Source organism: Rheinheimera sp. SA_1 (assembly GCF_001669775.1).
Taxonomy (GTDB): domain Bacteria; phylum Pseudomonadota; class Gammaproteobacteria; order Enterobacterales; family Alteromonadaceae; genus Pararheinheimera.
Genome location: NZ_LXWK01000018.1, coordinates 366,414 through 380,468, shown reverse-complemented (window position 1 = coordinate 380,468; position 14,055 = coordinate 366,414). Strand labels below are relative to the sequence as shown.

Annotated in this window: 11 protein-coding genes and 1 pseudogene; 5 read left to right on the top strand and 7 right to left on the bottom strand. The window is 51.7% G+C overall.

What is annotated here, in order from left to right; genetic code table 11:
• Positions 1–299: 299 nt before the first annotated feature.
• From A5320_RS19365 to A5320_RS19355, 4 genes and pseudogenes are all read right to left on the bottom strand, one after another.
• A complete protein-coding gene (locus A5320_RS19365) occupies positions 300–1,568 on the bottom strand; it encodes an aspartyl/asparaginyl beta-hydroxylase domain-containing protein (protein ID WP_068069042.1) in 1,269 nt (422 codons plus the stop codon).
• A 287-nt stretch (positions 1,569–1,855) separates the two neighbouring features.
• Positions 1,856–2,013 (bottom strand): annotated as a pseudogene (locus A5320_RS22310) (IS91 family transposase); the annotation flags it as partial.
• A 379-nt stretch (positions 2,014–2,392) separates the two neighbouring features.
• Entirely contained in the window at positions 2,393–2,863 is a 471-nt protein-coding gene (locus tag A5320_RS19360; protein WP_068069039.1) for an energy transducer TonB, read from the bottom strand.
• 190 nt (positions 2,864–3,053) lie between these two features.
• Positions 3,054–3,680 (bottom strand): TetR/AcrR family transcriptional regulator, encoded by a 627-nt coding sequence (locus A5320_RS19355; protein WP_068069036.1) that lies wholly within the window; start codon positions 3,678–3,680, stop codon positions 3,054–3,056.
• A gap of 90 nt (positions 3,681–3,770) precedes the next feature.
• Here A5320_RS19355 and A5320_RS19350 point away from each other — a divergent pair, with 90 nt between their 5' ends.
• Together A5320_RS19350 and A5320_RS19345 are read left to right on the top strand one after the other, a co-directional pair.
• Positions 3,771–4,817 (top strand): efflux RND transporter periplasmic adaptor subunit, encoded by a 1,047-nt coding sequence (locus tag A5320_RS19350; protein ID WP_068069033.1) that lies wholly within the window; start codon positions 3,771–3,773, stop codon positions 4,815–4,817.
• Complete coding sequence (locus A5320_RS19345; RefSeq protein WP_068069030.1) at positions 4,814–7,852, top strand: efflux RND transporter permease subunit; 3,039 nt, start codon at positions 4,814–4,816, stop codon at positions 7,850–7,852. Before A5320_RS19350 ends, A5320_RS19345 begins: the two co-directional genes overlap by 4 nt.
• Before the next feature lie 9 nt (positions 7,853–7,861).
• Here the strand turns inward: A5320_RS19345 and A5320_RS19340 are convergent, their stop codons facing one another.
• Positions 7,862–9,103 (bottom strand): acyltransferase family protein, encoded by a 1,242-nt coding sequence (locus A5320_RS19340; RefSeq protein ID WP_068069026.1) that lies wholly within the window; start codon positions 9,101–9,103, stop codon positions 7,862–7,864.
• Between the two features lie 113 nt (positions 9,104–9,216).
• On the opposite strand from A5320_RS19340, the gene A5320_RS19335 reads away from it, so the two are divergent.
• Both A5320_RS19335 and A5320_RS19330 read left to right on the top strand, forming a co-directional pair.
• Complete coding sequence (locus A5320_RS19335) at positions 9,217–10,146, top strand: LytR/AlgR family response regulator transcription factor (protein ID WP_231916787.1); 930 nt, start codon at positions 9,217–9,219, stop codon at positions 10,144–10,146.
• Between the two features lie 132 nt (positions 10,147–10,278).
• Positions 10,279–10,842: a DUF922 domain-containing Zn-dependent protease gene (locus A5320_RS19330; protein ID WP_068069019.1), complete on the top strand. Its 564-nt coding sequence runs from the start codon at positions 10,279–10,281 to the stop codon at positions 10,840–10,842.
• Positions 10,843–10,967: 125 nt separating this feature from the next.
• Here A5320_RS19330 and A5320_RS19325 read toward each other — a convergent pair whose 3' ends face one another.
• Both A5320_RS19325 and A5320_RS19320 read right to left on the bottom strand, forming a co-directional pair.
• Positions 10,968–12,032, bottom strand: coding sequence for a DUF5694 domain-containing protein (locus tag A5320_RS19325; protein ID WP_197490200.1), 1,065 nt, complete (start codon positions 12,030–12,032; stop codon positions 10,968–10,970).
• A 72-nt stretch (positions 12,033–12,104) separates the two neighbouring features.
• On the bottom strand, positions 12,105–13,097 hold the full coding sequence (locus A5320_RS19320; protein ID WP_068069016.1) for a catalase family peroxidase: 993 nt from the start codon (positions 13,095–13,097) through the stop codon (positions 12,105–12,107).
• Positions 13,098–13,351: 254 nt separating this feature from the next.
• Between A5320_RS19320 and A5320_RS19315 the strand changes: the two genes are divergently transcribed.
• On the top strand, positions 13,352–14,047 hold the full coding sequence (locus A5320_RS19315) for a putative 2OG-Fe(II) oxygenase (RefSeq protein WP_068069012.1): 696 nt from the start codon (positions 13,352–13,354) through the stop codon (positions 14,045–14,047).
• Positions 14,048–14,055 lie beyond the last annotated feature (8 nt).

The window sequence follows — 14,055 nt, the reverse complement described above, 5'->3', positions numbered from 1 at the left end:
GAGATTTGCAATTTACGTGGTTTGGGCATGATGTCATCCTGACAGTCAAAAAATCCTTTGGCTTTAAATTTGGTTGCAAAAAAGTTAATGTCAAGTTTTTATGGAAATTGGTGGGTGTCTGGTTTTCTTTTTATTTACAAATGGTCAGTGATTAATAGTCATGATTTGTGGGTGTCCACAAATGGTCATGCATGCGCCTCACCCGCGACCTGCACAAGTGTCATGATTTGTGGGTGTCCACAAATGGTCCCACAAATGGTCCATTATGGAAATTGGTGGATGTCCGGTTTTCTGGGCCGCTACTCGGCGGCATAAAAGGCGCTCACGGCGCTGGTGGCAGCGTTCACCATGTCGCGTTCAGCCTTGGACAGAAGCGGATTCCACACGTCGAAGATCAGCACCACCCGCAACAGGTCGCTATCGTTACGGGCCTCATGTTCGATGGTGTCATCGAACACCAGCACCTTACCCTCCTGCCACCGCCGATGTTCAAACCCGACCCGGTACAGGCAGTTTTCCGGGATGATCAGGGGCAAATGCACCACCAACCGGGCATTGGTCTCGCCATGGTGTGGCGGGATGGCCGTATGGGGCGACAGGGCGGAAAACATGGCGTTGGGGCACAAGCCGCCAATTTCCGCCATTTCCACCGCTTGCAAGGCGGCGGCCGTCGCCGGACACCGGGCTAGGTTGGCTTTATCCGGTACTCCTGCCCGCCATAAGGAATAGCTGGCCCAACGGGTCGACTGGTTCAGTTCCTGCCATTGGTTCACCGGCTGACCGGCGCGATAGTTGATATAGGGGGTAAAGTCGGTCCCATGGTCGCTCAACGCCCGCATCATTTCCGCGCGGATATCGTCCGTGCGGGCCTCTAAATCGGCAACCCACGGAAACAGTTCGGTATTATAGAAAGGGATAGCCGGCAGACGGGGGACATGCAGCTGATTGCACACCGAATGATAAGGTGTGGTCTTGCCCGACAGGATCGACACAGCTTCGTCCCAGCGCTCCAAAACCGACGCCTCCAACGCGGCACGGGTACTGCCCAAGGCGCCCTCAAGGTGGGCCGTCAGCTCCTGCATGTGATCGTAAACGACCTGGTGCGCCTCCGCCAAGGGGGTTTTCAGCCATTCCGGGCACTCGCTGGGGAGCGGCGCGATCTTGATGGCATTGCGGAACATCGACGCCGCGGCGCGCTTTTTGCCCTGGCCATACAATATTTGGCCCTGACCTAACAAGGCTGGCATGAAATAGGGGTCGATCGCCAACGCCTGTTGCAAGGCATCCCATTGGCCTTGCACATCGCCCGTCTGCGCCCGGGCATTTGCCAGATGTAACAGCACCATCGGTTCCGTCGGCGCGGCCTGATGGGCGGATTGCAACAGCCCCACCGCCGTGGCCACATCGCCATTGGTCATGGCGATGATGCCCAGATTGAACAGCGCCTCAACATTGGTGGGCTTCAGACGGAGAACCTCAGTCCAAAGCTGATAGGCCTCCCGCACTCGTGCTTGCGCCGTGGCTTGCTTGGCACGCGCCAACAGATCCTGAAATGACTGACCCAACAACTGAACTCTCCCATATCCGCACCTACACGATACCGCAGCATACCTGAGGCGATGGTTCTACAAAAGAGTATATGAAGTATAAAAAGGCTTTTCGCCCTCCTAGGATATCTTGTACCCGAAATATTCTCACTCATTTAACGTTCAAATCACAACTTTTACCGTCGAACCAGCCCAAATCGCTCTGATAAGATTCGTCTTTGCAGTAAAATCACTGACTGCTGCTTCGCCGGATGTAAGTTGCTCCAACGGCCACTGTGAAACTGGCAGTGTAGGCTTTGAGGCCGTTCATCAATAAGACGACGCTGAGATGGGTCGAGCAAGCGTGGAACCAAAGGAGGCGCTCGTTCTGGCGGTTGCTTGTGCTGATGTCGTACTTGTCCGCTTTCTGCTTCAGGTGTTTTAGGATCTGTGCAATCACCTTCGGCTCTTCGATACTGGCAATCACTTAACAGTAATTCAGCACACCCACATTTTTAGTAATTCTAGTAATTCAGGACACCCACTTTTTAGAATGCCCACTTTTTAGAATGTGCCCGCAGCTTGGTCAGTGTATTCCAGTAGATTAGTAATTCAGGACACCCACTTTTTAGAATGCCCACTTTTTAGAATGAGCCAGCAGCTTGGTCAGTGTATTCCAGTAGATTAGTAATTCAGGACACCCACATTTTAGAATGTGTGGGTGTCCTTTTTCCTGCTAATGTGTGGGTGTCCTTTTTCCTGTAGCGGTACATAAGGTAATGGCGGTAATAACAGTTTTATTTATAAAGGAGGAGCAGGCTGATTGGAAAGCAGCTAAGTCAAGAAAGCCATTAAAGTTTTCGTGTTTACCTTTTAACCACCGATCCAATCGAATACAGCACATCTTCACCCGGACAGGCATGTACCGGAATATTCAACGCACATGGTTGGTTTGGTTTATCCAGACAGAATTCAAAGCGGGTTTGGGTTTTTACCGGTTGGGTAATGATATTTTTTGGTAAGTCGGACCATCGCCATTTTTTAATGACGTATTTTGCTGCTTCAGCAAAATCTTTGCGGGTTGATGCGATAACCTTGAGATCTTTGATTTCATTTTGTGGCGTAATGACATACTCCACTGTTGCACATCCGTCGATGGAACTGGCTGCAGCCGATATCGGATATCGAGCCACAAATCGTTGTAATTGCAGCCATTTAGTCGATTGTATTTCGTTTTGAGTAACGGCTAAGTTGGGATATTCATCCGCGGCTTTTGTTGAAGCACAGCCGCTGACGACGAGGGCTGCGATGACCAGAATCAGCTGTTTTTTCAGCATAAGAACGTTCCTTGTAATGACAGTCATTGATGGTTTAAGGCGCAGATTTGTACCAAACCTCTGCTTTTTGCCGATGATAGCCAGCTGAAATTAACTTGATTCGGATTGAGTATCAACGTTAAAGAAACATTTGTTGTTAATTGAGGAACTGATTGCGTTAGAAACCGGACAGCGCCGGTCTGGCGGTCGCTTAGCCGCCCGGCTGTTGATGCATCTGCATAAACAGCGTAATCACGTTACGGACATGGCTTTCAATCTTTGAACCGGCGTGTTTGGGTGGTTGTTGGAACATCCGCCTTAACATATCCATGCCGACCAGCATCCCAAATAGCAGCTCGCCGCTGGCTTCCGGATCGGGGCAATGTAACAAACCGGCAGCGCCTGCGTTGCCCAGCCATTGTTGAAACTGGTCACAGGTTGCTTGTGGTCCCAGTTCATACATGCGGTGGCGTAAATCGTCTGGCATCCCCTGGTGACCATGCAGCGTATTCATCAGGCAGATCTGATCGTCACTGCATAAAAATTCCAGCAACCGCACACTAAAACTGACCAGTGCTTCCACTAGTTGGTCTGGGTTGCGGATATCCGGGTTTAAACTTTCGATAAAAAAGTCCGATTGGGCACGCAGTACCGCTTCAATTAACTCGTTGCGGTTGCTGTAGCGGGAATACAAGGTGGCTTTGGACACACCTGCCTCGGTCGCCACCGCTTCCATCGTGACTGCGCCGACGCCTTCCTGAATTAAAAGTTTGCGGGCAGCCAGCAAAATTGCTGTGTCTTTACTACGATCGATGGGTCTGCCGCTGGTGGCTGTCATAAAAATTCTCTTGTTTATTGAACAAAGTCGTTCAATAATTAGTTTCTAAACGCAATCGTCTGATAATGACAGACTCATACCGAGGGATCTATGCGCTGCATCAAATTGCTGCTGGTTATCACCATTTTGTTTCAAATTTATGGGTGTTCTGATCCGGCGGTCGTGGTCGATCATAGCAAAAATGGCCGTTGGGTGAAAACGCTTCCGTTGCAGCTGCAACAACAGCACCAGCTGGAATTTACCGGTGTGCTGCGGGCTCGTACCGAAGTGCCACTGGCTTTTCAGGTGTCGGGACGGTTACAGCAACGACTGATTGAGCCTGGTCAGTTAGTCAGTAAAGGGCAATTGCTACTGCAATTGGATCCAAAAGATTTAACTGAAGCGGTGCGGGTTGCGCAGGCCGGGGTCGATGCTGCCAAAGCCAGTGTCAACACGATGCAGGCAGAATTAACCAGGACTAAAGCGCTGATTAAAAAAGGCTTTATTAGCGAGCAGGCGCTGGAACAAGTGCAGTTAAAATACAACGAAGCCAGTGCCAATCGGGACCGCAGCCAGGCGCAGCTGGAGCAGGCGCGTCATGCCCTTACCTACGCCAAAGTACATGCGCCGGACGATGGCATTATCACCCAAATCAGCAGCGAACCGGGCCAGGTAGTGACGGCCGGTCAGCCGATGGCATCGTTGGCAACGGTGCAACAAGCAGAAGTAGAAATTCAGTTACCCGAAAATCTGACGCCGCCGGTGAGCGGCACTGTGCTGATCGACGGTAAGTCGGTGCAGCTGGAACTGCGCAGTTTTGCCGGTAGCGCTGACCCACAAAGTTTGTCACGTCAGGCGCGCTATCGTTTACTGGACGCGCCAACGACGGTCGCGCTCGGCCGGGTGGTGCAGGTACATTTTCAAGAAGATCAGTCGCAGATAGCGCAGGTGCCGGTCGGCGCGCTGGATGAACGTGGTGTCCAGCCGCAAATCTGGCAAGTGACGGATGGCAAAGTGCAGGCGTCACCGATAGAAATTCTGGTGCTGGAGGGTGAAATGGCCTCGATCCGCACTTCCCTTGCTAACGGCAGTCATGTGGTGGTGTTGGGTGCCCATTTACTGCAGCCGGACATGGCGGTACAGGAGCTGCCACAATGAAGTTTAATTTGTCAGCGCTGGCGGTGCGGGAACGCGCCATCACCTTGTTTTTTATCATTTTATCCTTTATTGGCGGCACCTATGCTTTTTTAAGCCTGGGCCGGGCAGAAGATCCTTCATTTACCATTCGCGCCATGCTGGTGTCAGTGTACTGGCCGGGCGCCACGGTCGATGAAATGCAACAACAACTGGCCGACCGGTTGGAAAAACGCATTCAGGAAGTTGGCTACGTCCACAAGCTGGACAGCCATATCCGGCCAGGCGCTGCCACTTTAACCATTGAATTTAAAGACTATACTCCAGCTGAAATTGTGCCTGACTTGTTTTATCAGGTGCGCAAGCGGATGCTCGAAGAAAGTGCGTCATTGCCGGAAGGGGTGGTTGGTCCTATCGTCAACGACACTTTTTCTGATGTGTATTTCAGTCTGGTGGCGTTAAGTGCGCCCGGTTTGCCGTTTCGTGAGCTGAGCCGGGAAGCCGAAGTGTTGCGCGACAAGCTAAGTCTGGTGCCCGGCGTGCAAAAAGCAGTGTTGATTGCCGACCGGCCAGAGCGGGTTTATATCGAATTTGATCAGCAAAAAATCAGTACTCTTGGCATTTCAGCCGCCGACTTACGACAGCAAATCAGTGGTTTTAGCCGGTTAATTCCGGCCGGACAAATTGAAACCAATGGCCCGTCGATGGCGCTGCGCATTGATGCGCGCGTCGACAGTCTGGAAGAACTGCAACAATTACCCATTCGGGTGAAAGACGCCATTCAGCCGCTAGGCGATTTGGCCAAAGTCCGCCGTGGTTACGAAGAACCAGCCCGAATGCTGGCGCGTACCGGCGGTATGGATTCAGTATTGGTAGGTGTGGTGATGCAGCGCGGCGAAAACGGTTTGCAACTGGGTCAGGCGCTGCAGGCTGAAATTGCCGCAACCAGTGCCCGTTTGCCGCTGGGGATGGAATTACATCAGCTGACCAATCAGGCGGAAGCTATTTCGGCGGCGGTGGATTTATTTCAGCTGAAATTTCTGGTCGCGGTGCTGGTGGTGATGGCGGTGAGCATTCTGGCGATTGGTTTTAAAGCAGGTTTAGTGGTTGGCATTGCCATTCCGCTGACCTTAGGCCTGACCTTTCTGGTGATGAAAGTGGCGGGAATTAACCTGGATCGGATCACCTTAGGCGCGCTGATTATTTCGCTGGGCTTGCTGGTTGACGATGCCATTATCGCCATCGAAATGATGATGGTGAAAATGGAACAGGGCATGGATCGGATCAAAGCCGCCAGTTTTGCCTGGTCGGCCACGGCCGCACCGATGGCTTTTGGTACGCTGGTCACCATTGCCGGTTTTGTGCCTATTGGTTTTGCCCGCTCCGGGGTGGGTGAATACACTGGTAATATTTTCTGGGTGGTGGGTTCGGCGCTGATTTTATCCTGGCTGGTGGCTGTCACTTTTACGCCGTATCTTGGCGTGAAATTGCTCAAAGATGTCAAAGCCCATCATGAAGATATGTACCAAAAACCGCTGTATTTGAAATTGCGATCATTGATTGTCTGGTGTGTTGAGCAGAAAAAAACCGTGATCCTTACCACAGTGCTGATGTTGTTGTTGTCCTTGCTGGCGATGAACAAGCTGGTGCAAAAACAGTTTTTCCCAAGTTCCGACCGGCCGGAAGTGTTGGTCAGCATTTATCTGCCACATGGCACGGCGCTGAAAAATACCGACGCCACCAGCCGTAAACTGGAGCAACTTCTGGCCGGGAATGCTGATGTGCGGACCATGTCGGCTTTTATTGGCGCCGGCGCACCGCGGTTTTTTATCTCCGCTAATCCAGAGCAGCCAGATCCGGCTTTTGCCAAATTATTGATTGTGGCGCAAGACGCCGCTGCGCGTGATCGCATCATGCAGTTGCTGCAACAGCATATCGACCAGGGCATGTTCAGCGAAGCGCGGATCCGCGTCAGCCGTTTGTTGTTTGGTCCACCGGTGCCATGGCCAGTTAGTTTCCGGGTGATAGGCGAAGATCCGGCGAAACTGCGGGAAATTGCCACGAAGGTGCAGGCATTGATGGTGAAAGACGCCAATATCGTTGGCGCGCATCTGGAGTGGGACGAACGGGTACCGGTGCTGCGGTTAAAACTGCAGGCCGATACCATGGCAGCTTATGGTCTGACTGCGACTGAAGTGGCGCAGCAACTGCAATTACAACTAACCGGCGTCTCGGTGTCGCAGCTGCGGGAAGATATTCGCACCGTCGAAGTGGTGGCCAGGTTAGAGCGTCAGCAAGCGCAAAAAGCCGAAACGCTGGAAATCAAAACCGTCCGCGGTCAGGCCGTGTCCATTCGCCAGCTGGGCGAGCTGAAAGTCGAATATGAGCAACCGCTGCTGAAAAGGTACAACCGCACGCCGTATCTGGCGGTGGTTGCCGATGTTAAAGGTGCGCAGCCAAACGATGTCTCCAACCGTTTGTGGCAACAACTGCAGGAACTGCAGGCCTCGCTGCCAGTGGGTTATAAAATTGCGCAGGCCGGTTCGGTGGAGGAATCCGGCAAAGCCGACGCTTCAATCCAGAAACTGATGCCGCTGATGGTCGCCTTGATGCTGATTTTTATTATGCTGCAAATGCGTTCGTTCACCGGCATGTGGATGGTACTGGCCACGGCGCCGTTGGGTCTGATTGGCGCCACTTTGGGTTTATTGATTTTCCGCCAGCCGTTTGGCTTTGTTGCGTTGTTAGGCATGATTGGCCTGGCTGGAATTCTAATGCGCAATACGCTGATTTTAACCCAGCAGGTTACTGACAATCTAGCGACCGGCCAGTCGACGCGTGATGCGGTGGTTGATGCGGCGGTGCACCGCGCCAGACCGGTATTGCTAACGGCACTGGCGGCAATGTTGGCGTTTGTCCCGCTGACGTTGGATACCTTCTGGGGACCGCTGGCCTTTGTGTTGATCGGCGGCGTGGGTGTTGGCACCGTGCTGACGTTATTGTTTGTGCCTGCCCTTTATATGCAGATCTTCAGCCGCAAACTACGACACGCCGTCTGAATATTGAGTTTAAGCCACTGCTAACACCTTCTGCTTCGCGGCAGTTGGTTGTTGCAGCGGCGTCATGCCACACAACCAGCGCAGCAGTGCAAGGCGACGGATCAGTTCAAAACCTGCTATACATCCGGCGAAGGTCAGGATAATCAGCAACGGCGCTTCGATGCTAACCGGGATTGCCAGTGGTTTTAGCCAGCTGGCAAACACAATGGTCAAGCTCTGATGCAGCATGTAACAAGGCAAAATGGCGACTGTGCAATAACGACGGATTTTGCCGTCTTGATCAAAGCTGAACGCCGGCCGGTTCAGCCAAAACCCTGCATATCCAAGCACCGCCAACAACCAGCCCCAATGATTCAGCACCGAATTTAAGCGGTACACCAACTGCACAGACACCGAATGGTCAAACTGCGCCGCCAATGCCGGAAACACGTCATGCCGATCGGCAATTGCAAAGCTATAACAGCAAAGTGCCAGTGCCAAAAACCAGCGGCGATGGTCAATCACCGCTTGCCACCAGCTTTTATGCTGCGCCAGCAAATAACCGGCAATAAACACCGCAACATATTTGGCATGGCTGTACCAATCATCCACCAAGGCATGCGTTGTTTCGAACAGCGGTTGCAGGAAATAAACAATGGGTACAAATATCAAAACTAGTGCTAACAAGGCATAGCGGCCTGGGACAGGTTGCAAGACTTTCGCCAGCGCATTCAGCGGCTTGCGGCAGAGTAACACCAGCATGGTATAGCACCATAAGTAAGGTAAAAACCACAGGTGATTCCAGGTCAGCAGGCCAATCGGACTGTGATGATCCACCAGTAAATCGGTCGAAGGATTAATATATTGCCACCAGAACGCCAGATAACCGGGTTCAATTAAATCCTGACTCAGTGCTTCAAAATACACCTGCGGCGTAACGATCACGAACATGCCAAACAGGAGTGGGATCAATAACCTGCTGCTGCGGTTGCGTAATAAAGCCGCAGCGCCAACTTTTTGCTGAACCAGACTCAGCGCCATCGCACTTAATAAAAACAATAACGACATCCGCCACGGATTGGTCAGGATCATCCAGTCCTGTAATACCACGCTGGTGACGCTGCTTTTGATATGCCAGTCCCAATCGGCCACGTAATACATACCGACGTGGTATAAGATCAGCACGGCAAAGGCCAGAATGCGCAACCAGTCCAGATCGTAACGGCGGCCTATGTCAGGTACATCTCGACGGCTAATTTCAGTTTGTGTCATGCTGTGACTCCAGTGGGTTGAGGCTTGATGGAATGCAGCATGTCGGAGCGCAGGGGCCACGCCAAGCGCCCGGTGGCTAAGCTGTGGATTTCAGGGTTAAGAGGTGGATGGTTGTGACCAACGGTGAACGGATTAATTGGCTACAGCGTTTTGAGCGGCATAAGGTGTTGTATAGTTATTTGGCGTTGGCGCTTTATATATTACTGAACAACACTATCAACGCAACATCTGTCTGGATGGAACACAACCGGCAACCCGGTAATATGCTGCCGTTGTGGGAACCGTTTTTGTGGGAATACAGCAGCATGTTGGCGACTTTGTTATTGGCGCCGTTGCTAGTCTGGTGGTTTGATCGTCATCCGCTGCGGCTCACTCAGTTACGCGCTTTGCTGCTGGCACATCTGCTCGGCTCGTTATTATTTTCACTGGCGCACACCGGTCTGATGGTTGGTTGCCGGGAGTTAGTCTATGGCCTGCTTGGTCGTGGTTACGACTTTGGCCCCTGGTTGCGGGAATTGTTTTATGAATACCGCAAAGATGCCTGGGGTTATCTGTTTCTGCTCGGGTTGTATCAGTTGTTGCAATTTGTCTATCACCGGCTGACCGGCGATGCGACCTTGATCAGTGGCGATGATGAGCCGGGCGTGAAAGCCGGACAGAACACCGAAAATGAAGCTGTAACAGCGGCAGTTCCCCTTCAACCCAACTCGCCACAGCACTTTTTAGTGAAAAAACTCGACCGCGAATTTCTGGTGGCGATCAGTGACATAGAGTGGCTTGAAGCCTGCGGCAATTACGTCAACCTGCATTGCAAAGGCCGCATTTACCCGTTACGCGCTACGCTCAGCCAAACCATGTTGCAACTGGAACTTCAGGGTTTTAGCCGCATCCACCGCAGCTTCGCCGTCAACCATCGGCATATCGACAATATCAGCTACCAACCCAGCGGCGATGGCGAACTGGTACTGAAGAACGGCCAACAACTGGCGTTATCGAGGCGGTTTAAAGAACAGTTTCGAACCCGATTTCAGGCTGCGGGCTGATGGTTGCTTTTTGTGGGTGTCCTGAAATGTGCTAAATGTGGGTGTCCTGAAATGTGGGCCTCATTGAATCATTTTGAGTGAACTGTGTTGGCTTAGCGCGGACGTTTTTTGCTGTAAAATAAGGAGAAGTCTTTGAAATACTTAATTATCTTCAGTGCTTTTTACTTTGTGATCGCCAGTGCTGAAGTTGTCATCAATGAAAAGTATATTCATTACAAAGTATCAGCGTCGTCGAAGGAACAGCTAAGTGAATCTTTGAACCAAGCTTCACCGATCAGACAGGATGGCAAAGTTTTTCACGGCCACGCCGCTTATTACATTAAATGGCAGTTTTGGTGGAACAACAGTCTGCATCAATGCAAACTCACTGCAGTTAAAACGACGTTAGACTTGGTGTATACCATGCCAAAACTCGAAGCCGCGGCGAAAGAGGTTCAGGATGTTTGGGCAAGCTGGTACCCACAGCTGGAACTTCACGAACTGGGCCATGGTGAGCTCGCTGTTGCTACCGCAAAAGAAATTGATACGAAAATTAAAGCTGTGGGCACTTTTGCCAGCTGTAAAGAGCTAGAGCACGCGGCGAACGCAATCGGGAATGAGTTAATGACTAAACTCAAAGACGAGAATGCAGCTTATGATCAACAGACCAATCATGGCGAATCGCAAAATGGCTGGTTGTATCAACATTTGAAATAGCAACCGGCACCGATGCCGTAAGAGTTTCGTTGCCATCAGTGTTGATCAGCTCCGAAATTAAGTAAATAGACGGCCAAAGGCCAGGAATGTCTCTCATTGGTAAGCCTGCAATAAGCCAGTCAGCCTTACTTCAACACCGCCCTTACATCCACCACATCTACGCCCTGTAGTTGACCAAGCCATTGATCAAACCAGGGTTTGTGCGAAACGCCGACTACTGACAGCACCCGGGCGCCGGGTTTTTCGCGGAATGTTTCTGCGATATTGGCAACCATTCGCAGGTTGCGGATATCCCAGCCACTGACCCATATCTGTGGATAACCGGCCGTCGATTTGGCCCGGAGCGCGGCGCTGACGTTCACTTCGGCCAGCACCTGTAAATGGGCGGGCTCATTGATATATCGATACAGCGGTAGCAGATCTGCAGCTTTGGTCAACGCCTGCACCTGCGGTTCGCGTTGATCAAAAGCACCGCGGCCGGCACCCCAGGCAGCCATCACTTCCCGGCCAAAAGCGTCTTTATCGGTGTAGGCGATATTGTCGCCGGTGTGATTGTCGGTGGCGAACACCCGTTGCAGACCCAGTCGTGCTGCAAGGCGCGCAGCGATCTGATAATTTTCATTATTACGCTGGCTGATTTCGCCAAGCATCGTCACCAGAGTTTCAGTCAAACCGTCCCCGGCACGTTGCTCGACTGACGCCAACTGCAGCCATTGCACATAAGCTGAAGCCCGGTCATTGGCGGCCAAAAACAACGCCGCCAACTGACGACGCTGTGCTGGCGTCGGTTTTGCCGGAAAGGTTTTTAACATGGTATCGACTGCGTCCATCGCTGCCGGCACGTCCAACCCGGTTGCGGTTTTCGCAAGTGTTGTCGAGGCACAATAATCGGCGCCATATTTGGCCGGATGCCGCAGCGCCAAGTCGCATTCTTCACCGGACAAGGCTTCGATGGTGATAATGTCTGGCTTAAAACGGGCCAAGCGTTCTAATAGCGGGTTTAGTGTTTTAGCATCAAACCCTGCCGGTAATTCACTTAAATGCACAGTACCAAGCACCAACACCTGGCTGCGTGGCCCGGTCATGGCGTTATCCAGTGTTGTCAGGTCTATTTTCGTTTGGGCTTGCGTGAATATGGGCAAAGTTAAAATCAAGCCTGCGACTAAAGTGTGAGTCATTATTGTTTTCATGCTGAATTCCTTGGTGTGTGCAAACACTGTCGGATGTTGCCACTGAAATGGTTGTAATGCACCGCAACTTTATTACTGTCCGCTCAGCCGCTTCCCGAATGAAATAGCGTAAGCGCCGGAGCGCATCAACAGCACCGGATCGGCCGAAGGGGTAATGCCGCTTGCTAGCACGTTCGGGTCGAAGTTGATGTTTTTACACTGATCGCCACCACTTTGAGTGATACGAAATTCACCGCCAGCCACAACTTTACTGCTGGCGGGCCAGGCTTGTGACGGATCCAGCAGTGGATAACCCGGTTCTGCCAATACCAGTTCCAGTTTAAATTTCAGTGCACCTTGTTGCAGACGTTCCGTTAACCGCTGCAGCAGAAAGTCTTTGGCTGGCGCGGCAATTTCGCTGGCGGTTAAGCCTTTGACGCCATCGACCGGCGTTATTTGCCAGCGCACGGCCTGTTGTTTACCGCTGGCATTGTTCAGGTAAAAGCTATGCAAACCAAAATAAGGGGTGCTGCCGTAGCTGGCAGGTGGTGCGGTTTTCGAAAGGTACTCAGCCTGCAGTTGGGTATCCGGGTGGGCTTTACGATAAGCGGCAATTTTTGTGGGGTCCGGCTTGCCGGTGGCGGCATCGGGAATAGTGGCTTGCAACAAACCCAAAAAGCTATCCGGATCTTTGGCACCAAATACCGGCGTGGATAACAGTGCAAAATGCTGTAGTTCACCATTGCTGAGCTTAATTTGTGCGGTAAAACCTCGTGGGCTACGGCTGTTTTCCGCTGCATTGGGGTTGCCGCCAGCCATTGAAAACCGGCCGGTCAGTGGAAAGACGTCGCCGCTGAATAAAGGTGAGTCGCTGTAAGTTGCCAGCGTTATATCCCCTTGAAATTCGCCGCTAAAGCAAACGCCTTTAGCGTGGCCTTTACGTTCACCTTTGTGCTCACCGAAGATTTTGGCGAAGGTGCTGATAAATTGATCCGGGGTGGCAGCAGTGGCGGCGCTGGCATTGGTGGGATTCAGGCTCAGCAGCGACATTGCTGCCAAAGTAGTTGTTAGGAACATGACTTTCATTGTTCGCTCCGGTGTTAGTGTTGTGATAAACAAAAGGGACAGACTTGCCTGTGGTTGCAGCGAAATACCGGTGATCAGGTCCAAAGATTTCGGTGTTTGCGGTACAACGTCAGAAAAACCGGTTCAGTTTCAACCCCACCTGCCGCAACAAGTCAGATCCCGGCCGGTAACGCTTAGGCGACGACTGCTCTTGCTATCTATGAAATTCCCCATTAAATTGCCACATTTCAAGCTGCTTTTTGAGTTGTTCAGCGATGCAAAATTTACAAACGATTTCGTTATTCCCAACCCACATTTTGCAAAGTACGTTGCAGGATGCGGTAACGCTGAACCCAGAATTGGTGGCGGAAGTGCTGCAGTTACGGGTAGCCAGGCTCGGGGTGAATAAAACCAATGTTGGTGGCTGGCATTCACCGCCGGATTTGCAGTTTGTACAACTACCGGCGTTGCAGCAATTTGTCAGCGAAATTTATACCCGGTTAACGGCGTGGGCAGAGCAGTATTTTCAGCTGCCGACGCCTTTGGATCCAACACTCTGGCAAATAGAGCTTTGGGCCAACTGCAACGAACGTGGCCATTTTAATAAAGCCCATGATCATTTCCGCTCCGGTATTATCGCCTCCGGTTTTTATTATGTGCGTTGCGGTGGGGATGATGTTGGCGGTGAAACTGTGTTTCTCAATCAGCAAAGTTGTCCGCTGAATATCAGTCTGAATGTACCGCTGCGTACGCCCGAATATCAGGTGACGCCGGTTGATGGCACCATGTATATTTTCCCCAGTTGGCTCGGGCATCGGGTGTTGCCGTATCGCGGTGACGTTACCCGCATCAGTCTGGCGTTTAATGCGCATCATCCAGCATTGAATGTGTTTAAGCATGGCGATAAACCACGCTTTAAAATGCTGAAAACACTGCTGGGACGGGCTGATTTTATGAAAGGCCGTCGTTAAATTTGTTG